The 24,484-nt window shown below is 61.8% G+C and carries 25 protein-coding genes; 16 read left to right on the forward strand and 9 right to left on the reverse strand.

All coding sequences use genetic code 11. The features are described from left to right. Positions 1–31 precede the first annotated feature (31 nt). From AC5ZG5_RS19085 to AC5ZG5_RS19130, 10 genes are read left to right on the forward strand one after another with little or no spacing between them, the layout of a single operon-like run. On the forward strand, positions 32–205 hold the full coding sequence (locus AC5ZG5_RS19085; RefSeq protein WP_456643494.1) for a hypothetical protein: 174 nt from the start codon (positions 32–34) through the stop codon (positions 203–205). 48 nt (positions 206–253) lie between these two features. Further along, positions 254–685 (forward strand): ParB N-terminal domain-containing protein, encoded by a 432-nt coding sequence (locus tag AC5ZG5_RS19090; protein ID WP_456643493.1) that lies wholly within the window; start codon positions 254–256, stop codon positions 683–685. Further along, positions 682–2,073 (forward strand): Y4yA family PLP-dependent enzyme, encoded by a 1,392-nt coding sequence (locus tag AC5ZG5_RS19095; RefSeq protein ID WP_456643492.1) that lies wholly within the window; start codon positions 682–684, stop codon positions 2,071–2,073. Before AC5ZG5_RS19090 ends, AC5ZG5_RS19095 begins: the two co-directional genes overlap by 4 nt. Further along, complete coding sequence (locus AC5ZG5_RS19100; protein WP_130222365.1) at positions 2,055–3,065, forward strand: PLP-dependent cysteine synthase family protein; 1,011 nt, start codon at positions 2,055–2,057, stop codon at positions 3,063–3,065. The genes AC5ZG5_RS19095 and AC5ZG5_RS19100 overlap by 19 nt, the downstream gene beginning before the upstream one ends. Next, positions 3,062–4,201, forward strand: coding sequence for an NAD/NADP octopine/nopaline dehydrogenase family protein (locus AC5ZG5_RS19105; RefSeq protein ID WP_456643491.1), 1,140 nt, complete (start codon positions 3,062–3,064; stop codon positions 4,199–4,201). The genes AC5ZG5_RS19100 and AC5ZG5_RS19105 overlap by 4 nt, the downstream gene beginning before the upstream one ends. Further along, positions 4,201–6,090 (forward strand): IucA/IucC family protein, encoded by a 1,890-nt coding sequence (locus tag AC5ZG5_RS19110; protein ID WP_456643490.1) that lies wholly within the window; start codon positions 4,201–4,203, stop codon positions 6,088–6,090. The genes AC5ZG5_RS19105 and AC5ZG5_RS19110 overlap by 1 nt, the downstream gene beginning before the upstream one ends. Continuing rightward, complete coding sequence (locus AC5ZG5_RS19115) at positions 6,087–7,316, forward strand: MFS transporter (RefSeq protein WP_130222369.1); 1,230 nt, start codon at positions 6,087–6,089, stop codon at positions 7,314–7,316. Before AC5ZG5_RS19110 ends, AC5ZG5_RS19115 begins: the two co-directional genes overlap by 4 nt. Further along, positions 7,313–8,482: an ABC transporter substrate-binding protein gene (locus AC5ZG5_RS19120; RefSeq protein ID WP_456643489.1), complete on the forward strand. Its 1,170-nt coding sequence runs from the start codon at positions 7,313–7,315 to the stop codon at positions 8,480–8,482. The genes AC5ZG5_RS19115 and AC5ZG5_RS19120 overlap by 4 nt, the downstream gene beginning before the upstream one ends. Then, positions 8,482–9,549, forward strand: a complete 1,068-nt coding sequence (locus AC5ZG5_RS19125; RefSeq protein ID WP_456643488.1) for a FecCD family ABC transporter permease — start codon at positions 8,482–8,484, stop codon at positions 9,547–9,549. The genes AC5ZG5_RS19120 and AC5ZG5_RS19125 overlap by 1 nt, the downstream gene beginning before the upstream one ends. Further along, positions 9,543–10,295 (forward strand): ABC transporter ATP-binding protein, encoded by a 753-nt coding sequence (locus AC5ZG5_RS19130; protein ID WP_130222375.1) that lies wholly within the window; start codon positions 9,543–9,545, stop codon positions 10,293–10,295. Before AC5ZG5_RS19125 ends, AC5ZG5_RS19130 begins: the two co-directional genes overlap by 7 nt. Positions 10,296–10,386: 91 nt before the next feature. On the opposite strand, the gene AC5ZG5_RS19135 is transcribed toward AC5ZG5_RS19130, so the two are convergent. The 8 genes from AC5ZG5_RS19135 to AC5ZG5_RS19170 are packed head-to-tail and all read right to left on the reverse strand — an operon-like array spanning position 10,387 to position 16,998. Beyond that, the gene (locus tag AC5ZG5_RS19135) at positions 10,387–11,235 is read right to left on the reverse strand and encodes a VOC family protein (protein ID WP_456643487.1); all 849 of its coding nucleotides are present in this window, start codon (positions 11,233–11,235) and stop codon (positions 10,387–10,389) included. Positions 11,236–11,256: 21 nt separating this feature from the next. Further along, positions 11,257–12,138: a VOC family protein gene (locus tag AC5ZG5_RS19140; protein WP_456643486.1), complete on the reverse strand. Its 882-nt coding sequence runs from the start codon at positions 12,136–12,138 to the stop codon at positions 11,257–11,259. A 2-nt stretch (positions 12,139–12,140) separates the two neighbouring features. Beyond that, a complete protein-coding gene (locus AC5ZG5_RS19145) occupies positions 12,141–12,890 on the reverse strand; it encodes a TetR/AcrR family transcriptional regulator (protein ID WP_456643485.1) in 750 nt (249 codons plus the stop codon). Further along, positions 12,877–13,200, reverse strand: coding sequence for a non-heme iron oxygenase ferredoxin subunit (locus AC5ZG5_RS19150; RefSeq protein WP_207230889.1), 324 nt, complete (start codon positions 13,198–13,200; stop codon positions 12,877–12,879). The genes AC5ZG5_RS19145 and AC5ZG5_RS19150 overlap by 14 nt, the downstream gene beginning before the upstream one ends. Further along, positions 13,197–13,958: an SDR family NAD(P)-dependent oxidoreductase gene (locus tag AC5ZG5_RS19155; protein ID WP_496165458.1), complete on the reverse strand. Its 762-nt coding sequence runs from the start codon at positions 13,956–13,958 to the stop codon at positions 13,197–13,199. The genes AC5ZG5_RS19150 and AC5ZG5_RS19155 overlap by 4 nt, the downstream gene beginning before the upstream one ends. Positions 13,959–13,970: 12 nt before the next feature. Beyond that, a complete protein-coding gene (locus AC5ZG5_RS19160) occupies positions 13,971–14,456 on the reverse strand; it encodes an aromatic-ring-hydroxylating dioxygenase subunit beta (RefSeq protein ID WP_130222385.1) in 486 nt (161 codons plus the stop codon). Between the two features lie 11 nt (positions 14,457–14,467). Then, positions 14,468–15,763 (reverse strand): aromatic ring-hydroxylating oxygenase subunit alpha, encoded by a 1,296-nt coding sequence (locus tag AC5ZG5_RS19165; protein ID WP_456643483.1) that lies wholly within the window; start codon positions 15,761–15,763, stop codon positions 14,468–14,470. A gap of 23 nt (positions 15,764–15,786) precedes the next feature. After that, the gene (locus AC5ZG5_RS19170; protein ID WP_456643482.1) at positions 15,787–16,998 is read right to left on the reverse strand and encodes an NAD(P)/FAD-dependent oxidoreductase; all 1,212 of its coding nucleotides are present in this window, start codon (positions 16,996–16,998) and stop codon (positions 15,787–15,789) included. Between the two features lie 174 nt (positions 16,999–17,172). On the opposite strand from AC5ZG5_RS19170, the gene AC5ZG5_RS19175 reads away from it, so the two are divergent. The 6 genes from AC5ZG5_RS19175 to AC5ZG5_RS19200 all read left to right on the forward strand — a co-directional run bounded on the left by AC5ZG5_RS19175 (position 17,173) and on the right by AC5ZG5_RS19200 (position 23,123). After that, positions 17,173–18,204 carry an amidohydrolase family protein gene (locus AC5ZG5_RS19175; RefSeq protein WP_456643524.1) on the forward strand — a complete coding sequence of 344 codons (1,032 nt, stop codon included), beginning with the start codon at positions 17,173–17,175 and terminating at the stop codon, positions 18,202–18,204. 85 nt (positions 18,205–18,289) lie between these two features. Then, a complete protein-coding gene (locus AC5ZG5_RS19180; protein ID WP_496132940.1) occupies positions 18,290–18,691 on the forward strand; it encodes a hypothetical protein in 402 nt (133 codons plus the stop codon). Continuing rightward, the gene (locus AC5ZG5_RS19185) at positions 18,688–20,193 is read left to right on the forward strand and encodes an AMP-binding protein (protein WP_456643480.1); all 1,506 of its coding nucleotides are present in this window, start codon (positions 18,688–18,690) and stop codon (positions 20,191–20,193) included. Before AC5ZG5_RS19180 ends, AC5ZG5_RS19185 begins: the two co-directional genes overlap by 4 nt. Positions 20,194–20,223: 30 nt before the next feature. Next, complete coding sequence (locus AC5ZG5_RS19190) at positions 20,224–21,033, forward strand: alpha/beta fold hydrolase (protein WP_456643479.1); 810 nt, start codon at positions 20,224–20,226, stop codon at positions 21,031–21,033. Beyond that, positions 21,030–21,809, forward strand: a complete 780-nt coding sequence (locus AC5ZG5_RS19195) for a 2-keto-4-pentenoate hydratase (protein WP_456643478.1) — start codon at positions 21,030–21,032, stop codon at positions 21,807–21,809. The genes AC5ZG5_RS19190 and AC5ZG5_RS19195 overlap by 4 nt, the downstream gene beginning before the upstream one ends. Positions 21,810–21,890: 81 nt before the next feature. Beyond that, a complete protein-coding gene (locus AC5ZG5_RS19200) occupies positions 21,891–23,123 on the forward strand; it encodes an ABC transporter substrate-binding protein (RefSeq protein WP_456643477.1) in 1,233 nt (410 codons plus the stop codon). Positions 23,124–23,230: 107 nt separating this feature from the next. Here AC5ZG5_RS19200 and AC5ZG5_RS19205 read toward each other — a convergent pair whose 3' ends face one another. Next, positions 23,231–24,460 carry an ABC transporter substrate-binding protein gene (locus tag AC5ZG5_RS19205; protein WP_496138695.1) on the reverse strand — a complete coding sequence of 410 codons (1,230 nt, stop codon included), beginning with the start codon at positions 24,458–24,460 and terminating at the stop codon, positions 23,231–23,233. Positions 24,461–24,484: the final 24 nt, after the last annotated feature.

The following is a 24,484-nucleotide window of genomic DNA, read 5'->3' on the forward strand; positions in this document are numbered from 1 at the left end:
TCGCTGCTCTTACAGTTTGGTGAGAGGCTTTATGGATGCTTATGATGGCTCGGTCGTGGGAGGAGGTGTCAGCGCATTTGTTCGCGCGTTAACCCCGCTGCTGGACACGCAGACCGAGCAGCTCGTTCGCGAACAGCCGGCGTGCCTGCAAACCCTCTGTTCCTTGTCGCTGCGCGTTGGCACCAACGACGCAGCGCCACCCTGAAGGCGCTTCCCGAACGGTTCCTGCTGACAAAAAATCAGGCTGGTCGATATGCAAGTTCGCTTCCTTTCGCCAACATGCTTGATCCCGACCGAAGAGGTCGATGCCAACCGGGTAGCGGAGCTGCAGATGCAAATCCTCCGCGCGGGTTGTTGGACTGTTCCGATCACGGCGGAGAAGGACGCTCTCTTCGTGATGGACGGTCATCACCGGCTAGCAGTCGCGCACCGCCTGCAACTGCCACTGGTGCCGGTGATTCTCTTGGACTACAGCGCAGTGCGGGTGGAGAGCTGGCGCGCGGGCCAGACGATCACGCCTGCGAGCATCCTCGCGATGGCGCGCAGCGGCCGAAAATTCCCCTGCAAGACGACGCGACATATTTTTGATCAAAGCCTGCCCAATTGCAACCTGCCGTTGGAGAGCTTGCGCCACCTTGCTCCGACAGAACGCGCCGTAGCCTATGCCGAAAGGGCGAGGCGATGACCTTGCATTGCTACAAGCCCGGCGCGGGCCTGTCACCGATTCTGCGGCCAAGCACGGCGGAGCTCTTGGCCGGCAACGGCCCGCTGCTGATCGATTGGGTCGCCCGACATGGGTCGCCGGTCAATCTGATCTGGCCCGAAGAGCTGCAGAGGAATATCGCGGTACTCAGAGGCGCCTTGCGGGAGAGCGGTGTCGCACACGCGGTCTACTACGGAGCGAAAGTCAACAAATCGCCGGGGCTGTTAGCCGCAGCATTGCGCACAGGGGCCGGCATTGACGTCTCAAGCCATTATGAGTTGCGGGATGCCAGACGGCTCGGCGCCGACGGCGCACAACTTGTGGCGACAGGCCCGGCGAAGACGGCGGCATTCCACAACGAGCTTATCAACTGCAACGCGCTCATATCGGTGGATTCACCGGAAGAGCTCGAGGATCTGATCCGCTGGCTTCCGGCAGGCGGCCCGCTTCAGCCGGTGCTGCTGCGTTTGCGTCCCGCCAACCAGGCGCAGGGTCGCTTCGGCATGCCGGCCGCGGCCATCCGGCATTGTCTGTCGCGCATTGCTGGCGAAGGCCGCTTGCGCTTTGACGGGCTGCACTTCCACCTGAGTGGCTATAGTTGGGAATCTCGCGCGCAAGCGAATAGAGAGGCCGCCGGTCTGCTCAGCGAATCCCGCGCACAAGGTTTTGCGCCGCGCATGATCGACATTGGGGGCGGGTTGCCGATCCAATATGTCGATCAGCGCGCCTATCAGGCGCATCTTGGGGCACAGATGCCCGAGGACTACCGCACCGGGAAGATACCGGATTCCTTCTATCCCTACGGGGGAGAGCTTTCCGCTGCCGAGTGGCTGCGTTGTTTGCTGAGCGCACCGATGGCCCATGGCCGCAGCTTTGCGAACTATCTTGTCCATGAGGGGCTGGTGCTGGGGATGGAGCCCGGGCGAGCACTGGCCGATCAGGCCGCGATTTCCGTCTTCCGGGTGTTGCGCGTGAAAGCCGTTGGCCCTGATGCCCATGTCGTCTTCGTCGAAGGCAGCAGCTTCAGCGCTTGCGAAACCTGGTTTGGCTCCGAATTTTTGGTCGATCCCATCCTGGTTCCGGCCACATCGCCGCCGATCGCCGCAAAATCTATCCGAGGTTATCTGGCCGGCCATAGCTGCTTGGACGAGGACGTCCTTAGCAACAGATGGCTCACCTTTCCCATCGCTCCGCGAGCGGGAGACCTTCTGGTTTACGCCAACACCGGCGGTTACCAGATGGACCTCCTGGAAAACGAATTCCATCGCCACCCGATGCCGAGCCGCCTTTGCGTGGTTCAGGATGTAAAAGGACAGCTAACGCTCGTCCCCGACACAGTAGGAGAGGCACAATGCTCTGCAGGACCGTAAGCCAGCTGATCGGCCAAACGCCGGTGATGCCGATTGCCGTACCCAACAGCGACGCCACGCTCGTGCTGAAGCTTGAAAAGAACAATCCGGGTGGCTCCATGAAGGACCGCATGGCGCGCAGCATGGTGCTTGCCGCGCTTGAGGACGGGCGGCTCCCGCCGGGCGGCACGATCGTCGAGTCGTCGTCCGGAAACACTGGGATCGGACTGGCGTTAGCCGCAGTGGAATTGGGCCTGCGCTTCATTGCCGTTGTCGATCATCACGCTGCGCCGGACAAGATCCGCATGATGCGCGCGCTGGGCGCGGAAATTCGTTATGTCGAAGGCGACTATCGGGAGGACGAGGTTGCGGTGGTGGAGCGCCAACGGCTGGCCGCCCAACTCGGCGCCCAGCTTCCTGATGCGTTGTTCATGAACCAGTCCGACAATCCGGCAAACCCGGAAGGCTATGCCGGTTTCGTCGACGAGCTCCTGGCACAGCTTCCAGACGGCATCGATGCCTTTGTCGGCTGTGTCGGCACCGGCGGGTCAATGACCGGTATCGCCCAGCGTCTGAAGCGGGTTAACCCTGCTGTCCGGACAATCGCTGTGGAACCGGCCGGCTCGATCGTCTTCGGCAAGCCTGGCCATCCCTACTACCAGTCGGGCACGGGAACGCCCGCCGGCGATGAAATCGGCAAGGTGCTCGACTATGGATGCATCGATGAAGGGGTGCAGGTCACCGACACGCAGGCCTTCGAAACAGCACGTTTTATCGCGCGGCGCCACGCGCTTCTGGTCGGGGGCTCGACCGGGGGCACCATCTACAAGGCGCTGGAATTCATTGCAGCCGGCAAGTTGTCCGGCACGGTGGTCACGCCCGTTGCCGACGGTGGCGAGAAATATCTTGGCTCGGTCTTCGACGATGAATGGATGGCCAAGCGCGATTTGTTGGATCCGACCATCGCCGCACAGCTCGACGCCTGGCTCACCGGAAGGGCGCGCGCAGCATGAAGGTGACGATCTGCGGTGCGGGGCGCACTGGGCATTTGAATGCCGTGCTCTTCAAGCAGCGTCCAGGTATCACTGTTTCCGTGCTGACGGGGGCGGCTGCCGTCGCCGATCGATGGACGAGGGGAGACGGTGTTTGGTGGGCCCAGACGCCGGACGGCCACCTCTTGAGCGGACGGCCCGACTATGTCGGCATCGATCCGAGCGAGGCACTTATAGGCACGGACATGGTGATCGTGACGCTGCCGGCCCACGCGCGGCCTGCGCTTCTACACTCCTTCGCAGGGCATCTCCCCCGGGACAAGCACGTCTATGTTGGCGCGATTCCCGGCTTTTGCGGCTTCAACTGGCTCGCAGCCAAAGCCCTTTCGGGTACGGACAATGTGGTGATCTGGGGCATGAAGGACGTGCCCCATACGGCCTTTGACTTGATGCCAGGCGAGCGGGTGCGCATGGGAGGGGCCAAGGCTCAGCTCTTCGCGGCGCTTCATCGCCGCGAGACTGCAGCGAGCCGCGCCGGGCTCCAGGCGATGCTGGGTCAGATTTATGAAGCCCCCGTCACCCTGCTGCGGGACTATCTCGAAATCACGCTGACGCCGGGCAACGCATTGATGCATCCCGCCGTGCTCTATGCCCTGATCGGCCCTGGCGCGCCTTGGGAAAACAAGCCCTTTGACCGTCCCCTTTGCTGGTGGAGCGATTGCCCACACGCCGGCGCCGAATTGCTGGAGGCCTGCGATGCGGAAAACCAGGCAATCCGCCATGCGGTCGAATTGCGCCTGGGCATTGATCTGAGTTCGGTGAAGCCGCTCCGACAGGAATTGATCGAGGCTTATGGCAGCCAGATCGAGGACGACCGGACCATGTATACGCTGCTGCGAACAAACCGTGCTTACGCGGGCATTCGCGCCCCACTTGTTCCCAATCCGGACGGGCCCGGCCTTGTCATCGATCGCGCAAGCCGCGCTTTCCACGAAGATATCGCCTTCGGGCAGGCGCTGCTGGTGGAATTGGCCACGCGGCTTGAAGTGGCAACTCCCGCTATCACGAAAACCTACAACTGGGCGCTCAACTACCATGGCGGGTTCAACGAAGGCGCGCCGGCCTTTTTGCCCGCCAACTGGCCGGAGGAAGCGTAGTGGACGAGTGGATGCCTTCCTCCGCAGATGCCGAAGCTCAGGCGCGTGCCGGGCGGCTTTGGTCGGACGCATCGCGCAATGCGGTCAACCGGCTGGTCCGCTGCCTGTTCGCCGAGCGCCTTCTTGAACCGGATGCATTGTTGTGGGCGCGCGACGGCAACCAAGCATGGCTCCCCCTTTGGCAGTCACGCCGGGTCCTGCATTTCACCGACCTGCGTCGTGCGCCTGCGGGGACATTGCAAAATCGTGGTTCTGTCGAAATACTAGACGAGACCGGTGCTCGCTACCGGATCGGTGGTCCCTCCGACCTCATCCGGCAGGTCGCGCCCGCCTTGGCGATCTCGCCAGCATCGGACGGCGTCGAGCATCTCATACGCGACGTCGAGGACAGCATGCGCAACGACATCCTGGCGCGTCGTCACCGGGAGCACTGGAGCGCCGAGCTGCGAGGGAAAGTAGCCGAAGCAGGCGTGCAGGGATTCCTCGCATATCTGGAAAAGAGCCTGCCGCCGCATCTGGCGGCTATGACGCTCGATCAGTGGGGCGCGCTGGAAGGTCATCCCTTTTATCCGACATGGAAGGCCAAACCCGACCTGTCGCCCGAGGACGTCGCGGCTTTGTCGCCTGAGTTCGGTGCTCGCGTGCGCGTCCGAATAGCAGCGCTGCGCAAAGAATGGTCGTATGTGGAGAAGATGCCGCATGTCGGCAGCTATTCGGAATGGTTCTCACAAAGCTTCCCCGAGCTCTGGCGCGACTGGGCCGAAGGATTGCATAAACGTGGAAAGTCTCGCGAGGACTGGCTGCCTCTCCCTGTCCATATCTGGCACCTCGACAATTTCCTGCGCCGTGAGTTCGCGTCCGAGATTAGTTCCGAAGTTTTCGATCCGGATGGCCCGGAGGTCATAACGCTGCCGTCAATGTCGTTCCGCACAATGCTGCCGGACACACAGGAGCCGAGGCCCTTTATCAAACTGCCGGTGGCGATCTGGATGACCAGCGAACAGCGCACTCTGCAGGCCAAATCGATTTACATGGGGCCGCGTCTCAGCACCCTGATTTCCGATATTCTGTCAAAGGAGAGGGATCTTTCTGACAGGTTGGAGATCTTCACCGAAGAGCTCGGCGCAATCCTGCACCACCCCGTAACGGGCGACGAGCATCCGGGCCGCTTTCTATCGGTCGTCTACCGCAACTGCGACGCTCTGGCGCGAAATGATGGGCTATTGCCGGTCACTGTTGCGGCACTCTTGACGGCAAGCCCGATCGATGGCCGCCCGCTCATTTGCGAATTGATTGCCAGAAGCGGCGATGAAAGTGAAGCAGCCGTATCGGCGTTCTTCCGTGCCTATGTAGGGACTGTCATCCGGCCAACGCTCGCCATGTATCTGCTTTACGGAATTGCTTTTGAGGCGCATCAGCAAAACAGCACGATCCTGTTCGATGAAACCGGCCGCCCGCGAAAACTGCTGATCCGTGATTTCGGCGACGGCCGCAGTTTTGCGCCCCTGTTCAAGGAACGAGGGTACCACCTCAAGCCCTTCACTCGCACGGGGATATTACCCACCACATTTGATGACAATATCAGTCTTGTGCGCTCATTCGTCATCGATGCCTGCTTCGTCTGCCACCTTCATGAAGTCGCACTGTGCCTCAACCAACATTATCCACTGTCGGGCACAAGCCTTTGGCGCATCCTGCGGGAAGAGGCCGAGGCAGTTTTCGATGCGCTCAAGCCGCGCATGTTGTCGGACGCATTCTGGCAGGAAGAACGCAAGGCCTTTCTTGAGAAACCCTGGCCGAGCCGCTCCGTGCTGCGGATGCACCTGGAGCGTTATCGCGACTATCGGGTTGAGCACGAGCTGCCGAATCCACTGGCGGGAGCGGAATGACAACTGCTTCTGCCTTGTTTCGCGGCTTCGGTCCTGTTTTTGTCTTGCTGTTCGGGCTGCAATTCATTTCCATGGGCGCCATGGAAATGAGTGGTCCATTCTGGCCGATCCAAATCAAAGCGTTGAGCCCTTCCGACAGCGTCTTTGGACTCGCAGGCGTGGGTGTCTATGTGGGCCCGATGATTGGTATGTCGCTGACCAGCACCTTTTGGGGGCGAATGGGCGATCGCTACGGCAATCGGCTGATGATGGTTCGGGCGCTCGGCGGGCTAGCGGTCACGCAACTCCTTGTCGCTGTTGCACAGGATGTCTGGACGATCATCGCGTTGCGTTTCTTGCAGGGCGCCTGCGCCGGCTATATCGCCCCAGCGCAGGCCTATGGCGTGCAGATTACCGGCGGGAAGGATCGCGCAAGCCTGTTCGCCTGGCTTCAGGTTGCGACCAATGTGGGCTCGCTGGGCGGCGCCTTCCTGGGCGGGCTCATTCTCGATCGATTCCCTTTTGCTGCAGTAAATCTGACCGCCGGGGCGATTTGTGCGCTGTGCGCTGCCGTTGCCTGGTTGAGCCTGCCCGTACCGACGCCAGGAGCTGCTGCCGCCAATCCCGGAAACGCGGGTACCGCAAAGCCTACGGCGTCGACAGGTGCTCCGATCGGAGCTCTTCTTGCCTTGATGGGGATGCTGCTTGCCAGCCGCATGGTCCTGCAGGTTCCTTTCTCACTGTACATGACCCGGGTATTTGGCGCGCCGCACTGGGTCGCCGGCCTCACTTACGGACTGCTGGCGTGCGGCTTTGTCGTGGCCGCGCCCCTATGGGCGCGGCTCTTCGAGAAACGAACGCCATCCTATGTGCTGGGCGGGAGCGTGCCGATTTCGGCCGCGTGCGTTTTGGTTACGCATCTGGCGGGCAGCACGAACTCCGTTGCCGTGTTCGCGTTCCTGTATTTTATCTGGGGCGCGCTTCTTGGGGGAACGACGCCGGTGCTTCTCGCGCTCATTTCGGCAGCTGTCTCTAATGATAGGCAAGGTTCGGTTCTGGGCCTTGCGCAAGCCTGCCAGCAGGTTGCTTCTGCGAGCGGCATCGTTGCCGGTGTCGGGGTCACCCAGCTCTTTGGTCTCGAAGCCGCTTTCCCGCTCGTCGCCACGCTTTACGCCTTGTCATTTTTGTCGGCTCTCGGCATCTGGCTCAAAACTGCGCACTCCGCTCAAGAAGGAAGTCGACCATGACGGAATACCGATCGCTGCTGCACGCCGCGGTGACGGCTATTGTCCTGATCGCTTTGCTTCCAACAGCAGCATTTGCCGGCGAACCTGGACTGACACAGACACAGGCGCCGCTTACCCTCACTGATATTGCAGGCCGCCAGGTGACGCTTAACGCGCCTGTCAAACGGATGCTTCTGGGCGAAGGCCGGCAGCTCTATCTCATCGCCTCGCTGGAACCCAAAGATCCCTTGGCCCACGTCGTTGCCTGGCGCACCGATCTGATCGCGGCCGACCCGGCCACTTACGCGCAGTATCTCGAAGTGTTTCCCGAGTTGGCGAAGCTGCCTTCCTCTAAGGGGCAGGAGGACAGCCTGATCGACATCGAATCGGCGATCATCCAGAAGCCTGATGTGGTGCTGCTCAATCTTGAAGCCATGCAGGCCAACAAGGACGCCAGCTACATCGAGAAGCTCGCGGCACTGAACATACCGGTTCTTTATATCGATTTTCGTCACCGTCCCCTGGAAAACACCGAGCCGACCATTCGGCTCCTGGGCAGGATCATGGGGCGCGAGGCGCGTGCGGAGGAGATCATCGCGTTCCGCCGCCAGGCTATGGCTGCGGTTGCCAACGTCCTTGCCGCCAAACAACCGAAGCGCCCCAATGTGTTCGTCGAGCGGATCGGTGGCTACTCGCAGGATTGCTGCCTGTCTTTCGGCGCCGAGAATTTCGGCAAATATGTCGAACTCGCTGGCGGCCATAATATCGGCAGCGATATCATTCCTTCGACCTTCGGGCAGATCAGTCCCGAGCAGGTCATCGTCGCCAATCCCGAGCATGTGGTGGTTACCAGCGCTGACTGGCAAGCCTATGTGCCCGGGGGCCATTGGATTCCGCTTGGACCAGGGGCGGATCCTCGGGTGACGCGCAAGAAGCTCGAATGGTTCGCTACTCGCGACGCCTATACCGGTATCGCGGCAAAGAAGACGCGGAATTTTCACGGCATTTGGCACCAGTTCTACAACAGCACATACGAATTTGTTGCCGTCCAACAATTGGCGAAGTGGTTCCACCCCGACCTGTTTGCTAATCTGGACCCCAATGCAACTTTTGCCGAATACCATCGTCGCTTCCTGCCCATCGAGTACCGGCCCGGCTATAGCGTCAGCCTTTCGGACAGCCAGTGATGACCGATGTCCATACCGAAACACTTCCCTTAGCCGGAGGCGACGCCTATCAAGCGCTCAGCGTCAGGCGATGGATCGTTCTCCTTGTGCTGGTGGTCGGTGTCTGCGGCGCATTGGTCGGTGACCTTTCGACTGGACCAGCCAGCTACAGGCTTGGAGAGGTTGTGCGCACGCTCGTTCTGCCGGCGGAAGCGGATGCGCAGATGCGCGTCATTGTCTGGTCGATCCGCATGCCGTCGGCCCTTATGGGCGTCGTGGTCGGTGTGGCGCTTGCCATCGGCGGCGCTCAGATGCAGACCATCTTGAACAATCCGCTGGCGAGCCCGTTCACGCTGGGCCTTTCCGCCGGTGCAAGCTTCGGCGCGGCCCTTGCGCTCGCCTTCGGTGTCGCGCTGGTTCCCATCGCAGGCGACTATGTCGTCGCGGCCAATGCTTTCGTCATGGCCATGGCAACCGCCTTCCTGATCCATTTGGCCAGCCTTCGGCGCGGAGCCTCGATCCATGTGATCGTGCTCTTGGGTATAGCGCTGGTTTTCAGTTTCAATACGGCACTCGCTATCATCCAGTATTTCGCCGCCGAGCAGGCGGTCGCGGCCATCGTCTTCTGGACCATGGGCAGCCTCACCAAGGCGACATGGCCCAAGCTCGCCATCACCGCGCTGGTCGTGGGTCTAACCTTGCCGGTCTTTCTGCGCCGCCGGTGGCAGTTGACGGCCTTACGCCTTGGCGAGGCGCGCGCGGCGAGCTTCGGCATTCCCGTGCGCCGCCTGCGGCTCGAAACCCTGATCCTTGTCTCTCTTTTGACGGCGATCCCCGTCGCGTTTGTCGGCACGATCGGCTTTATCGGTCTCGTAGCTCCGCACATCGCACGCATGATGGTCGGCGAAGACCAGCGCTTCCTGCTGCCCGCGAGCGCGCTGACTGGCGCGCTGATAATGTCGTTCAGCTCCATCCTGGCCAAAATCGCGGTACCCGGCGCCGTCCTGCCGATCGGCATCGTCACCTCGGCGATCGGATTGCCGGTCTTCCTCTATTTGATTCTGAAAAGCGGAAGAGACATATGGTAGTGCTGAGCACGCATCGCCTCGGCGCCCGCTTCGGATCACGCGAGGTACTACGTGATGTGACCCTTCCGCCCTGTTATGGCGGCGAGGTCGTGGCGGTCATTGGACCGAATGCTGCGGGCAAGTCGACGCTGTTCCGGCGCCTGGCAGCCATTCTTCCGGGGCCCGGCGAGTGCCGGTTGGAAGGTGTGCGCGATGCAGATCGCGCCGTCGCCTATATGCCTCAAGACCAAACGGCAAGCGCGGTGCTGACTGTATTCGAATCCGTGCTTCTTGCGCGTAAGCAGGTCAGCGGCTGGCGTCTGGAGAGGTCCGATCTTGTGGCGGTGGACCAGGCGCTGGCGTCACTCGATATGGGCGATCTTGCCAATGAAATCCTTTCCGAGCTGAGCGGTGGACAGCGCCAGCTCGTCGGGCTTGCTCAATGTCTCGTGCGCGAACCGCAGGTGCTGCTCTTGGACGAGCCAACCAGCGCGCTGGACATGCACCGCCAGTTGGAAGCGATGCGGCAGGTGCGCAGCCTTGCGCATGACGACGGTATGCTCGTGCTGATCGCGCTGCACCATCTCGACCTGGCGCTCAAATTCGCAGACAAGGTCGCTATCCTCTCTGATGGAACGTTGCACGATTTCGGCACGGCGGCTGAAGTCCTGACGCCGGAAAACCTTGCCGCAACCTTTCGCATTAGGGCACGTATCGAATCCTGTTCGCAGGGCAAGCCACATTTGATCGTCGACGACGCGATCTGATGTCCCACGCGCCGGTGGCATTTGGAAAGGGCCGCTCGGCTGCAGCCCGCGCATCAGGCCGCGGACCGATACCGAGTGTCGTTTGCCGCGTCTACCGCGCGCGCTTTGATTTCGATCCCCACATGCAGAGGCTTGTCGGTTCGAACCCGAACTGGCGCGGCCGATGCGATTCCTCGTCCTCGATCTCATCCACCCCGACCGAATATTCGAACACCATGCCGTCGGGGCCCTGGAAGTAAAGGAACCGCGCGCCGGACGTCGGGTGACGGCCAGGGCCGAAGACGATCGGCACCCGTTGCTCGGACAAGTGATAGAAGGATCGCAGCACGTCGTCGTTGCTTTGCACCTGATGGTTGATGTGCTGGATCCCGGGACCTCTGGCCGGCGCAAGCGCGATGGTGTGATGGATCGCGTTCACGCGCATCAGCGCAATATCTCCGATGCGATCGCTGACGCGCGCGTTGCAGACCTCCGTCCAGAACTTCTCGTCGCGGACCGGATTGGTCGAATTCAAGCCGACATGGCTGAAGCCGGTGATGCCGGCGTCCCGTGAAGCAAAATAGCGGCGGCCATGCTGCTCCGGACGGACAACCAGCTCGATCTGGTTGCCGCTCGGATCCTTGAAGCCAATGAAGGCGCGAACCTTGCGTGCCGAGCATTCGGCGGCCGCGCCGACATGCACCGGATGACCGAGCGCGTCCAGGGTCGTGGCGGCCTCGTTCAACTCGCTCTCGTTCTCGACTTCGAATCCGATGGTCTGATCGGCCGGGTCGCCCTCAAAGTAGCACAGCGTATGCGCACGTTCGTCTGAACGCAGATAGAGCGAGTTCCGCGATCTCTCGCTCACCTGAAGACCGAGGCATCTGGTCGCAAATGATTCCGCTTCCTCGAGGCTCGAGCTCCCCAGCCGCGCATAGGTGACATCCTTGAGCTGGATCATGGTTGCGCTCCTTTGCAGAGATCAGGTGATGGCTTGCCGCAGCTCCGGAATCTCGGAGCATTCGCTTCCCCATTCGCATAGTGAGGAAGCTGCCGGCGCAAACTGCCTCGCATGGTGCCGGGTATCGATGTCGGCCAGCCCATGTCCGTACGAGAAGACTTGTCCTTCCGGTCCGGCAAATCGCAGAAAGATCTGGCCGGATGCTGCTTCGCGGCCTGGGCCGTGCAGGATCTTGATCTGTCGCTCCTGCGCGAAATAGTGGTTCTGCATGATCGAATCGAGACTTTCGACTCCGTAGCAGACGTCAAGCAGCCCCGCCCGATCGGAAGGGTAGAGCGCAATCCGGTGATGCTTCCGGTCGATGCTGAGATAGGCAATATCGCCGACCCAATCGCTGATCGCCGCTCCCAGGATCGTGGTCCACAGCTTCAGGTCATCCGCCATCGCGCGGCTGCGAAGGCCCACGCATTGCAGGCCGGTGACACCGGCATCGCGGCTCGGGAAGTAGCGCCGGCCGCTTACCGCCGGGCGTGACACAAGGTCGATTTCATTGCCGCTCGCGTCGCGCACGATCAGCGCGCGCCGGACAAAACGCCGGCTGCATTCCTCCGCCGATGCCTCGCGGACTTCAAATCCCTCTCGCTTCAGAGTGTCGACCGCTCGATCAGTGTCGTTGGCGGACGCAATTTCCACGCCGATGCTTGACCTGTCAGCACCTTCGACGAGGCAGAGCGTGTGGAAGCGCTCGTCGGAACGGAACAGAAATTGCTCCTTGTCATCAGTGACGCGCTGAAGCCCCAGAATGTCGGTCGCGAAGGCCGCGGCGGCCGGGCCGTTCTGTACCGCAAGCCTCACATAGCAGAGCTGGATCAACGGGATAGGGGTGAAGTGCTTGGCGTCCATTTTCAACCACGGTTCTTTTGGTCGTTCGCCATCGCCGTCTGGAGGTGTTGGCGAACGATGTCGCGCCACACCTTCAGCAGGCGACTGAACTGTTCAGGATCTTTTTCGATCAGGGTTCGAACCGAATAGCCGCGGACCACGCTCAGCGTGAGCGAGAGGATATCGCTGGCGAGTTGCTTGGGAACGCCCGACGACATCAGCGCTTCGAGCCAGGCGGCCTCGACCGAAAACCGGCTGGTGCGGGAGTTCCTGTACGTCTCCCGCTTGAGAATGCGCGAGTCGCTGTCCGCGCTCATTGCGATCGCGAGCTCGATGAAGAAATAGTCGCCGAAATAGAAATCCTGCGCGTCCTTGATGATCCCTTCGATTGGATCGTTTCCGCTGTTCTGGGCGAGGTGGGCCCGGCGGGCGCTCTCCACCAGCGAGACTTCGTTGACGTGCCTGATGACGGCGACCAGAAGATCGTGCTTGCTCTTGAAATGATGCAGCAGGGCGCCGCGCGAGACGCCCGCGAGTTCGGCCACCTCGACGGTGCGCAGGCCGCGCAGTCCGTTCGCGCGCACCAGCTTCACCGCGGCCTCGATCAATTGGGTCTGCGTCGCTTCGCTGCGCTCCGCCTGGGTTCGCTTGGGGGCGTATTTCGGCTCGCTCGAGCTGTTGCGGCGTGATTGCAGCCGTTGCCGCGCCGCGGTGCGGGGCAGGGACGCCCGGCCTCCGTGTGCGCCTGGCTTCGTCTTGTCAGCATTCGACATAAACGTCCTCTTCGCTCAGTTTGACGCGGAAGGTCTTCAGCGCGACCGTGCAGGGCATGCCGGTCGGCTGCCCATTAGTGACGTCGAACGTGCCGAAGTGCCACGGGCACTCGACGATTTTCCCCGTCAGAATGCCTTCTTCCGACAGCGAAGCCTCGCCATGGGTACACAGATCGGCCGTGGCATAGATTGCTCCGTCCACATTGTACACGGCGATGTTGGTGCCATCCGGCAGCGTCGCCTGGCGGACTTCTCCCGGCGGGAACTCGTCCAGCCTTCCGATCAGCACATCTTTGGTCATCGTATTCATAGCATCGTGCTTCCGCCATTCACGCTGATGACCTGGCCTGTGACGAACGAGGCTTCCCTGGAGGCCAGATAGCACACCATGGACGCGATCTCGTCCATCTCGCCGGGGCGTCCCATCGGCACCACGTCGACGAATTTTCGGATGGATTGCGGAGCCTTGGCGGCCGCGCGTTGCACCTGGGGCGTATTGACGATGCAGGGTGCAACGACATTGACGGTGATCCCGTCGGTCGCGAATTCGCGCGCGAGCCCTGTGGCGATGGCGTGAACGCCGCCCTTTGCCGCGTTGTAGGCCGCGTGATCATAAAGCCCGTTGCGGACGGAGTCGGCGCCGATATTGACGATCCGGCCGTAGCGCTTCGCCTTCATCACCGGCACGGCGTGCCACGTGCACCACAGCATCGTCCAGAGATTACGGTCGATGGTCGTCCGCAGTGTCTCAGGAGTGTGCTCCAGGAACGGCTTGATGATGCCGCCGCCGGCATTATTCACGAGGACGTCGATCGTGCCGAACGCCTTGACGGCATCGCCGATCAATCGGCCGGCGACATCTTCCTTCGAGAGATCGCCGCTTCGGACCAGCGGCCTTTCGCGGCAGAGCGAGGAGAGACCGTGGGCCGTAGCGGTCAACCTATTCTCGTCGAGGTCCGAAAGCACCAGCCTGGCGCCCTCTCGGGCAAAATGCTGCGCGATCACCGCGCCGATGCCGCTGGCGGCGCCGGTGATCACCACAATCTGTTCGGCAAATCGTTTTTCCATCGGGGCTGTCTCTCAGAGCACAATGGAAATCCGGCCATGCGGACGCAGGCCTTCGCCGCCAAGCAGGCAGCGTTTCTCGCTGATCCTTATCCTGCTCTCATCGACCTTCAGGCGGTAATTGCTCGTGCCGAAATAGAGATCGGTCGTGCCGTCCTTGGTGCGGAAGGTCTGGAACACCGCGCTGACGTCGACGGAATCTTCGCCTCGCCCACGGATACGCACGTTGCCGACGATGCGGCTGGTCTTGGAGTGCGGGAATTCGGCGTGCGCGGTTCGTTTCATCAGGCGCTTCACCCGCTCACCCAGCCGGAACCGGTCGTCGGCTATATAGAAGAGGTTGTTGTCCGCCGAAGCGTCCGGCGGCAGATCGGTGCAGGGGACCTCGTAGGTTGCGTCATCGGTAAAGAGCTCCAGCCATTCCGGCAGTCGCCATTGATCGAGCAGGTCTGCTTCGTGAAACAGGAAGTCTTCCACGTCTGATCGTTCGATTGCGCACATGACGATCTCCTTCAGGCCGCGACGTTCTTGATGCTGGAGATGGGCGCCGTGAACATCATGGCGTTCCACTGGGTCCAGAACGCGCGCATCTGAAGCTCGTCATTGTGGGCGGGGCGCTCCTTGCCCATTCCCTTGGAGATGTCGTTCCATTGCGCTTCCTTGGCATTATTGAAGCCGCGCTGGCAATGTTCGAGCGCCTCGGCATCGTCAGGCGTCGCGAAGCCGCCGGGCCCGAGAAATTCGAGAAAGTTGTTCAGGCGATATTTGCGAGCCCATGAGGTCTCGTCGTTCGGCCCCAGAGCCCAGGCGCTGATGACCATATAATCAGCGGCCATCGGAAAGTAGGTGCGGACGGTCAGCGCCATAATGTCGTTGACGACGAGATTCGGGAAGATGAAGAGATTCCGGTTCTTGCGGGAAATGCGGTCGGCGCGTTCCTTGCCGAAGCGCTGCACCAGATTGTCGTAGAGGCGGCTGATTTCCTGCTTTCCGCTATCGCTCCACGCTGGAATCCATTGCGCGACCGGCCGCGCCCACGGCGCGCCGTATTCGAGAACGGCGTGGCCGTTGCCGAGGTCGTAGCCATATCCGCCCCCGCCCATCCCGCCGGCAAGTCCATCCGTCGTGTTCATCAGATAGTCGAAGTAGCTCGCATGCGTGGTGGTCGCATGATAGCCATCGATGCTGTTCTCGGTGAGAAGCTTCCAGTTCGCCCGGATCGAGTATTCCTGGGTGCCGGCAATGATCGAGAGGCCCGCGTCAGTCTGATCGCAGATGAGATCGAGATATTCCTTCGCGCCGGCGAGGTAATCGACGAGAGGGACGATGTTCCTGTCAAAGGAGACGAAGCAGAAGTCGCGGTAGGTCTCGAAGCGCGGAACCGCTTGCATGTTGGAAGATTCGCGATTTTTGAATCCTTCCGCATAGGCTTCCTCGCCGGGCTGGCTGCGCAGCTTGCCGTCGGCTCCGAACACCCATCCGTGGTAGAAGCACTGAAACGATTTCGCATTCCCTTTCCGCTCGCGGCAGACCTGCGCGCCGCGGTGAGGGCAGGTGTTGAGAAGCGCGCGAAGCGTCCCCTTGCTGTCGCGCGTGAACAGGATGCTGCGACCGGCCACGGTCCGGCTCACGAAGTCGCCGGGCTTGGGAAGCTCGGATGCATGGCCGAGATAGAGCCACGAGCGCTCGAACACGAGCTCCTTCTCCGCCTTGAATATCTCGGGATCGGTAAAGTTGCGGCGTGCAACCTTGAAGATCTGCTGGGCGGGATCAACCAGGATCGCTGGCTGACGGCTGTCGGTCTGCATGTCGTTTCCTCCGTCTGCGCTCTTCATGACGCGAGAGCTTGTTTCAAGTCGAAAGCGGGATTGGCGATGTCGGATGGATTGACCCGCTTCCGGGAAGCGGCAAGCCTTCGTAGCAGCGCCATGTCCTTGGGTGAGCTCACGGTGACGGCGCCGACCACTTCGCCGTCGCGGAGGCTGATGGTGGTGAAGCGTCCGCGCTCGACATCCCCGCGCACGATCTCGTCGGCGCCGCCGGGGTGGCCGATCACCTGGATGTTCGACTCGAATTGGTCGGACCAAAACCAGGGCGGCGCCTCGTAGGCATTATCCTGACCGACCATGTTCCTGGCGCTCGCGATCGCCTGGTTCTGCGCATTGGCCCAGTTCTCCACGCGCATCCAGCGTCCGTGCCAGTCGCTCCATTGTTCGGCGACGTCGCCGGCTGCATAGACGCCTTCGATGTCGGTCATGCCGGAGGGGCCGACACGAATGCCTTGATCGACTGCGAGCCCCGCCTGGCGGGCAAGGTCGGCCGCAGGCTCAACGCCGACACCGACGACGACGAGATCGGCCGGAACCATCCTTCCGTTGGACAACTGAATCCCTTTGGCCGTGGCGCCCACGATGGTCACGTTGCAGCAGACAGCGACGCCGCGGTCGCTGTGCAGCCGCCTCAGATACCCGCTCAGCACTGGCGAGCCGACCTGTGGTAACAGCCGATCGGCCTTCTCCAGCACGGTGACCTCGCAGCCGCGGACGATGGCCGCCGAGGCGACCTCGAGACCGATCACGCCGCCACCGACCAGCACCACTTTGGCGTCCTGCGTGAGATTGCGTCTGAGTGCTCGCGCATCGTCGATGCAGCGCAGATAGCAGACGCGCAATCCGCAATCGTCGAGATCGCGCAACCGACGCGGCCGCGTGCCGGTCGCTAGCAGCAGGCGATCGAATGAAATCTCGCGGCCGTCCGACAGCCCGATCGCACGACGATTCAAATCAATCGCAACAGTCGGCGTGGAGGTGCTCAGCTCGATGTCGATCGCTGCCCAATCCTGCGAATTTCGGATGAAGCGCGGTTCTTCGTCCACATTGACCAGCATGGCCTTCGAAAGTTGCGGTCGCTCGTAGGGCGGATGCTCTTCTTCGCCGAGCAAGGTGATCGGCCCGCGATGCCCGGCGGCCCGCAACGCCTCGGCAGCGCGCGCGCCGGCCTGGCCTGCGCCCACGATGACGATGCGTGTCCGGGATAGATCCAATGCGTTCACTCCCCTTGAGCGGTTCTTTGCCGCTCGCAGCGCACCTCTCGCGGCCGCTTGACAAGCAGGATAAAAACAATCATTCCTGTTTGTAAAGTGAATTATCCCGCGCAACTCGAAAAGCGGTTCGCTGCAGCGCAGGGATCAGGGAAGGAAAGGAGGGCGCCATTGCCAGTGGTGGATGCCCATACGCATGTCGTGCCTGCACGACTCCCGGCTGACAAGGCGCGCGACCCGCTGTGGCCGAGCGTCGAGCTTTCCGGCGACAAGGCCGCGGTGATGATTGGCGGAAAGGTGTTCCGCAAAATCGACTCGCGCTCGTGGGACGTCAGACGCAGGCTGGCGGACATGGAGGAGGACGGCACCGCAATGCAGGTGCTGTCCCCGATGCCGGAGCTGCTGTCGCATTGGTTGCCGGCTGATGACGCCGAGCACCTCGCCGAGATCATCAACGAACACATCGCCGCGATGATTGGCGAGGCTCCGCGCCGGTTCGCCGGAATCGGCATGGCCTGTGTTCAGGATGTGCCGCGCGCGCTGGCGCAATTGCAGCGCATCAAGGCGCTTGGTCTCGCCGGCATCGAAATCGGAAGTCATATCGATGGCGTCGCGCTCGGCAGCGAAGCGCTCCATCCGCTCTATGAAGCCGCTGAGGCGCTCGACCTCTGCATCTTCGTTCATCCGTTGCATCCGGCCGGGGTTGAGCGGATCGGGGCGGGACCCGAATTCGCGGCGACGGCAGCATTTCCAGTCGAGACCGCGCTTGCCGCAGTGTCGATGCTTGCGGCCGGCGTGCTCGAGAAATTTCCCAGGCTGCGCATCCTGCTCAGCCATGGCGGGGGCGCGCTGCCCTGGATCCTGCCGCGGCTCGACTGCGGCTGGTCGCTCGGCGGCGAAATGCAGAAACGGATGACGAGATCGCCAAGGGAAATCGCGCGCCGCTTCTTCTACGACTCGATTCTCTACGACGGCCCCGCGCTTCAGTTCATGTCTTCGGTCGTGGGATCGAGCCGCATCGTGGTCGGCTCCGACTATCCGTTCACCATTCGCCAAACGCATCCCGGCGCATTTGTCCAAGCAGCGCTGCCGGACTGCCCGGGCGTTCTCGCCGACAACGCCTTCGCTTTTCTTGGCCGCACCTTCGATCTGGAAACCCAGCATGCAGCAACTAGCGATCGTCATCCCGACGCATCACAGCAGGCATAGCGTCATGATTGCCTGCAGGTCGCTTCCACAAATGTGCCTGCTCGGTCCTGTTCCGCCGCGGACACCGGGCCGGAGCGATGCGCAGGTGCCGTCCGACGCTGCGCTCGGCGTCAGCCGCTACGGGCGTATCTCGTATGTGTATTTCTACAGCGAGGATGAGCCCGATGACGTCGTGTTCGGCCTGCTCGACATGGAGATCGCCGTTCAGCGTCGGGGCCGCAACGAATTCGCCCTGGAGATCTACTGCATCGGCGACGGCTATCAGAGCGGGCACGGCTCGAGCGCGGCGGCACCGCTCACCGTGGAGCTGAAGGCCGGCAACCGCACGGTGGCGACGACGCGCTGGAACTATCCCGATGTGCTCAATGGCCACATGGATCCACTGACATTCACGACGTCGATCACTTTGTCGGAAGCGGACTTCGAGGCGCTCGACCACGTCTATCTGCCCTCTGTTCGCGCCGAGGCGATGATATGCCTGGAGTGAAGCGGGACAGGTCGATCGTCATCGGAACGCACAGCGTTTCGTGCGACGCGCTGCTCGCACAGGGCAGGCGCGCTGCATCAGCGCTTGCGGCAGCCGGCGTCAACGAAGGCGATGCGATCGCACTCCTGATCCGGAACGATCCGATCTATTTCGAAGTGATGCAGGCAGCCTCTCTGCTCGGGGCCTATGTCGTACCGCTCAACTGGCACGGCACCGCGGACGAAATCCGTTACATCCTCGCCGATTGCGCGCCGCATGCGCTGATCGGCCATGCTGGCCTGTTGCAGGGTGTTGCGGCCGCAATTCCGGCCGACCTTCCGACGTTTTTTGCGCCGTCCGGTGCCATGGCCTCGTCGGACGCTCCTTCGTGCGCCCGCGCCTGGGCTCCGCATCGTGACGGTTTTGCCGAATGGCCGGAACCGGCGCGCGCCCCGCGCGGGACCATGATCTACACCTCCGGCACCACCGGCCGACCGAAAGGCGTGCGTCGCGCGCCGATGAACGCCGAGCAGGTGAGCAAGAACGCCGCCTTGCTGCGACAGATCTACGGCATCGAGCAAGGCATGCGCGCATTCGTGTGCGGCCCGCTCTATCATGCCTCACCCGGTGCGTTTGCCAGGCAGGCGTTTCAGCATGCCGATCTCGTGGTCTTGCAGCACAATTTCGATCCCGAAGAATTGCTGAAGACGATCGAGGAACATCGCATCACCCATCTCACGATGGTGCCGACGATGTTCGTACGCCTGCTTCGGCTCAGCGACGCGGTCCGATCGCAGTACGACGTTTCGTCCATTCGCTGGGCGACCCACACCGGTGCCGCGTGCCCGCCTGATGTCAAGCGGCGCATGATCGACTGGTGGGGGCCGGTGATCCACGAAACCTATGGCGCCACCGAAACCGGACCGGCCGTCGGCTGCAACTCGCATGAATGGCTTGCCCATCCGGGTACCGTCGGCAGGGCGATGGCGGGCACGACCTTACGTATTTACGACGACGAGGGTCGCGAGCTCAGCACAGGACAGATCGGTGAAATCTACCTGCGCACGGAGGCCTATGCCGATTTCACCTATCACGGCAGGCCGGAGCAGCGCGAGCAGATCGATCGGGGCGGGCTCGTGACCTGCGGTGATGTCGGCTACGTGGATGCTGACGGCTATCTCTTCATCTGCGACCGCAAGCGCGACATGGTCATCTCCGGCGGCGTCAACATCTATCCCGCGGAGATCGAAAATGTCCTGGTGAACTGTCCGGGCGTACGGGACTGCGCAGTGTTCGGCGCACCCGACGAGGAGTTCGGGGAAAGCCTGGTCGCCGCCATCGAAGCCGAGGGCGGGATTCGGCTTGCGGCCGAAGCCATCGCGACATTCCTGGAAGGGCATATCGCCCGATTCAAGATCCCGAAACGGTTCGTGTTTCATGACGCGCTGCCGCGCGAGGCGAGCGGAAAAATCTTCAAGCGGAAACTGCGCGACGCCTATCTGCAGGCGAACGCCCGAAGCTAACAGAATCATCATCGAAGTCGGAGATCAATAGTGGAACTGAAGGGTAAGCATGTCGATGTCGCGGGTACGCGCACGCACTACTACGACGTCGGGCAAGGGGAGCCCACTATCCTCATCCATGGCGGAGGGCCGGGGGCTTCCGGCCTGAGCAATTATCGCAAGAACGTCGAGGCTCTTGCGGCGCGCCGTCGCGTCATCGTGTTCGACCTTCCCGGATTTGGCGAGACCGAGGGGAAGCTGAAGGACGGCCCGATCTTCGAAGCGATGGGTGACTTCACCCGCGCCTTCATGGACGCGATCGACGTCAAGGAGGCGAGCTTCGTCGGCAATTCCCTCGGAGGCGCGACGTCGCTGATGGTCGCCTTGCGCGCGCCTGAACGAGTCAACCGGCTGGTGCTGATGGGGACCGGCGGAAGCCAGGCGATCTTCTCGCCGATGCCGACCGAAGGCCTGCGGCGGATGGCGATGTTCCATGGCGGCGAGGGGCCGACGTTGCAGAAGCTGAAGGGCGTGATCGATCTTCTGGTGTTCGATCAGTCCTCGATCACCGAAGAACTGCTGGCCGAGCGGCTCAAAGCCGCCACCCTCCCCGATGTCATCGACATCTTCAAGCGGCCGCCGCTCGATATCTGGCGTGAGAATCTCGCCGCGCTGAAGCATCGCACGCTTCTGATCTGGGGACGCGAGGATCGGGTCGTGCCGCTCGATTCAAGCTTCATCCTGCTCAAGACCATGCCGAACGCACAGCTTCACGTCTTTCCCAAATGCGGGCACTGGGCGCAGTGGGAGAAGGCCGACGAATTCAATGCGCTGGTCGCTGACTTCCTGGACCGGCCATGAGCAATATTATCGAGAATATTGCGACACGCCTGCAGGAAGCCGAGGCGGCATGCCGCCCGATCGCGCCGATCGCAAGCGATATCGGCGAGGGGCGAGTGGAGGTGGCCTATGCGATTCAGGCCGAAGTCACGCGGCGCGGGATTGCCGGCGGCCGCCGGCTCGTGGGCCGCAAGATCGGGCTCACATCGAAAGCAGTGCAGCAGCAGCTTGGGGTCGATCAGCCCGACTACGGCGCGCTGTTTGCCGATATGGAGATCCCGACCGGCGAGCGAATCGAGGTCGCGCGACTGATCCAGCCGCGTGTCGAGGCGGAGATAGCGCTGGTCCTGGAGCGGGATCTTGCGGACGGTGGCACCACTCTCGGCGAATTGATGCGATCGACGGCCTATATCGTCCCCGCGCTCGAGGTGGTCGACAGCCGTATCAGCGATTGGAAGATCACGATCCTGGATACGGTGGCCGATAACGGCTCAAGCGCACGCTACGTGCTCGGCGCCTCGCCGCGCCGCCTGACTGATGTCGATCTGGAGGCCTGCGGCATGACGATGACGCGCAACGGCGCCATCGTCTCCGTCGGTTGCGGCGCGGCCTGTCTCGGCCATCCCCTGCGCGCCGCGCTCTGGCTTGCCCGCGCCATGGCCAAAGCCGGCCAACCGCTGCGGTCTGGCGATGCCGTGCTGACCGGCGCGCTGGGACCGGTGTCGCCGGTCTCCGCGGGCGAACTCTACGAAGCCAGGATTTCGGGGTTCGCTCCAGTGAGTGTTTCGTTCGTGTAGCTCACGGGGCCCCTCGCTGCCGCAGAGCAGCGGGCCCGTTGCAGCATTCAATTATCGCAAAAATGAAAGGGAGGAGCCGACATGACATTGATCTCGCGGCGAACAACCATCGCCGGCCTCGGCGCAGCGGCACTCACGTTCGGTCGAGCGTCGCGCGCACGCGCTGCAAACAATTACGGACCTGGAGTAACCGACACCGAAATCAAGCTCGGGACCACGGCACCCTATAGCGGGCCGGCGTCCGGCTATGGCGTCTACGGACAGGCGCAGACCGCTTATTTCCAGATGGTCAACGATAATGGCGGCATCAACGGCCGGAAGATCAACCTGGTTTCGCTGGATAATGCCTTTTCGCCGCCGAAAGCCGTCGAGCAGACGCGAAAGCTGGTGGAGTCGGAGGAAGTCTTTGCGATCGCCGGTTTCCTGGGAACGGCAACTAATGCCGCCGTGCAAAAATATCTCAACGCGAAGAAGGTGCCGAGCCTGTTCCTGACATCAGGCGCCGAACGCTTCAATGATCCGAAGGAGTTTCCCTGGATCGTTCCGTTCTATCCAATCTATGTCGCGCAAGGCGCGGCGTTGGCCACGTTCATCCTGAATGAAAAGCCGGACGCCAAGATCGCCGTCCATTATGTCAACGACGATCTCGGCAAGGACTTCCTTCGCGGCCTGAAAAAGGGGCTGGGGGGCAAGGCGAGCGCCATCGTCAAGGAGGTCAGTCACGAGATCACCGAGCCCACCATCGACAATCAGGTCGCCGATTGCAGGGCGACCGGTGCCGATGTGTTCGTCCAGCTCACCTACTCCAAATTTGCCGCGCAAGGCATCCGGAAGGTGGCGGCAATGGGCTGGAAGCCGCTGCACGTCGTCAATTCGAATTGCAGCTCGATCGGAGGCACGCTTGCGCCGGCCGGCCTGGACAATGCGAAGGAATTGATCTCGGCATGGTGGGAGATCGTCGTGACCGATCCAAGACACCGGGACAAGCCAAGGGTGAAGGCCTATGTCGACTTCATGAAGAAATACATGCCCTCGGTCGGCATTGACGACAATACGGCGACGCCGGGCTACAACAACGCCTACATGATCGAGCAGGTTCTGAAGCGTTGCGGCAACGATCTGACGCGGGAAAACCTCTTGAAGCAGGCGACGTCGCTCAAGGGCGAACTGCCGCCGCTTTTCCTCGACGGCATCAAGGTCGAAAATTCTCCAACCGACTATCGCGCCATCCACAATCTGCAGATTTCCCGCTTCGATGGTGGGAACTGGATTCCCGTCGGCGACATGATCGATCTCGGTGCGATTGCGTCCTGAGCTCTCGCGAATCTCCGGGACCGCTGGGCGAGGGCGGCAAATGCCGCGCTCGCCTTTTCTGATGGAGAAACTGCATTCGCGAGCAACGCTGCGAACGCCCGGATGGATCACTCGGCGGACAGCGGATCGCCTGCCAGTGTCCAGCTCTCTCCGTCGAAAATCGCGATCCGAAGCGTCTTGAAGGGCGTGTAGTCGTCGGGATGCATGCTGATCGAGATGCCCGGAAGCATCATCGGCAGCCGTTCGCCATGGAGCGATGTCGCCTGGCGAATGAGGTTGTCCCGCGTCAACTGATCGCCGCATTTCTTCAGGGCGAGCGTCACGGCGTGGACGTTCATGTAGGCGACCAGGACGGAATAGTCGTCCGGATTGGCTGATGGCGCATATTTCTTCAGGAAGCTCTTGTAGGCCTTCACCTCTTCGTCATCGACCCATGCCGGGTCGCCGGGTTGTTTGAGGAACTGTGTCGTGACCAGACCTTTCGATGCCTCGAGGCCCGCCGGCTTCAGGATGGTTTCCACGGATGCCGTCGAGCCGCCGATTACGTGGAGCGGGCGCCACTTGAGCTCGTAGACCTTCCGGATCGATTGCGCGGCCGCCTTCGATGACGATTGTTCAATCAGCGTGTCGATGCCGGCGGCTTTCAACTGAACGATTTGCGAATCGATCGTCGGATCGGCGAGTTCGTACGAAACCGCCGTGACGATCTGCGCCGCCTTTTCGCCAAGCCCGGCCCGCAAGCCTTTGAGGTAGTCCTTTCCGTAATCGTCGTTCTGGTACAAGACGCCGATCTTGGCGTCGGGTTTTGCCCTCGCGATATATTTGGCGACAACGCGGCCTTCCGTCTCGAAATCAGGGTAGAGCGGCACGGTCCACGGAAAAGCCTTGGGATCGTTGAAGCGGCGTCCGCCGGCGGTGATGAAAAGCTGCGGCACCTGTTTGGAGTTCAGATATTTCTGAATCGCGACATTCGGCGCCGTTCCGATGGTGCCGACCTCAGCGAGCACGCCGACGTCCTCGATGAGCTTGCGCGACTGCTCGACCGCCTTGGGCGCACTGTAGGCGTTGTCCAGTTGCGTGAAGCTGATCTTGCGTCCGTTGATCCCGCCTTGCGCGTTCAGCATTTCGAAATAGCCGACGACCGCCCGTCCTGCGCCGGCACCGAAAGCAGAGGCGGGACCGCTGAGCGGGGTCGATTGGCCAAGCTTGATCTCGGTGTCGCTGGCTCCCGGGCCATAGGCGTTTTGTGCGTAAGCAGGTGATGCGGCGAGAAGCGCGGATATGGCGACGGCGGGCCAAATCCGGTGGATGGTCCAGGTCAAGATCGTTTCCTCCATGTTGTATTTGATTGTTCATTGTTG

The organism is Bradyrhizobium sp. Ses1 (assembly GCF_059512365.1).

Coding starts and splice junctions, on each gene's coding strand:
- AC5ZG5_RS19085 (WP_456643494.1), top strand. CDS start 32: ATGGATGCTTATGATGGCTCGGTCGTGGGAGGAGGTGTCAGCGCATTT.
- AC5ZG5_RS19090 (WP_456643493.1), top strand. CDS start 254: ATGCAAGTTCGCTTCCTTTCGCCAACATGCTTGATCCCGACCGAAGAG.
- AC5ZG5_RS19095 (WP_456643492.1), top strand. CDS start 682: ATGACCTTGCATTGCTACAAGCCCGGCGCGGGCCTGTCACCGATTCTG.
- AC5ZG5_RS19100 (WP_130222365.1), top strand. CDS start 2,055: ATGCTCTGCAGGACCGTAAGCCAGCTGATCGGCCAAACGCCGGTGATG.
- AC5ZG5_RS19105 (WP_456643491.1), top strand. CDS start 3,062: ATGAAGGTGACGATCTGCGGTGCGGGGCGCACTGGGCATTTGAATGCC.
- AC5ZG5_RS19115 (WP_130222369.1), top strand. CDS start 6,087: ATGACAACTGCTTCTGCCTTGTTTCGCGGCTTCGGTCCTGTTTTTGTC.
- AC5ZG5_RS19120 (WP_456643489.1), top strand. CDS start 7,313: ATGACGGAATACCGATCGCTGCTGCACGCCGCGGTGACGGCTATTGTC.
- AC5ZG5_RS19125 (WP_456643488.1), top strand. CDS start 8,482: ATGACCGATGTCCATACCGAAACACTTCCCTTAGCCGGAGGCGACGCC.
- AC5ZG5_RS19130 (WP_130222375.1), top strand. CDS start 9,543: ATGGTAGTGCTGAGCACGCATCGCCTCGGCGCCCGCTTCGGATCACGC.
- AC5ZG5_RS19135 (WP_456643487.1), bottom strand. CDS start 11,235: ATGATCCAGCTCAAGGATGTCACCTATGCGCGGCTGGGGAGCTCGAGC.
- AC5ZG5_RS19140 (WP_456643486.1), bottom strand. CDS start 12,138: ATGGACGCCAAGCACTTCACCCCTATCCCGTTGATCCAGCTCTGCTAT.
- AC5ZG5_RS19145 (WP_456643485.1), bottom strand. CDS start 12,890: ATGTCGAATGCTGACAAGACGAAGCCAGGCGCACACGGAGGCCGGGCG.
- AC5ZG5_RS19150 (WP_207230889.1), bottom strand. CDS start 13,200: ATGAATACGATGACCAAAGATGTGCTGATCGGAAGGCTGGACGAGTTC.
- AC5ZG5_RS19155 (WP_496165458.1), bottom strand. CDS start 13,958: ATGGAAAAACGATTTGCCGAACAGATTGTGGTGATCACCGGCGCCGCC.
- AC5ZG5_RS19160 (WP_130222385.1), bottom strand. CDS start 14,456: ATGTGCGCAATCGAACGATCAGACGTGGAAGACTTCCTGTTTCACGAA.
- AC5ZG5_RS19165 (WP_456643483.1), bottom strand. CDS start 15,763: ATGCAGACCGACAGCCGTCAGCCAGCGATCCTGGTTGATCCCGCCCAG.
- AC5ZG5_RS19195 (WP_456643478.1), top strand. CDS start 21,030: ATGAGCAATATTATCGAGAATATTGCGACACGCCTGCAGGAAGCCGAG.
- AC5ZG5_RS19200 (WP_456643477.1), top strand. CDS start 21,891: ATGACATTGATCTCGCGGCGAACAACCATCGCCGGCCTCGGCGCAGCG.
- AC5ZG5_RS19205 (WP_496138695.1), bottom strand. CDS start 24,460: ATGGAGGAAACGATCTTGACCTGGACCATCCACCGGATTTGGCCCGCC.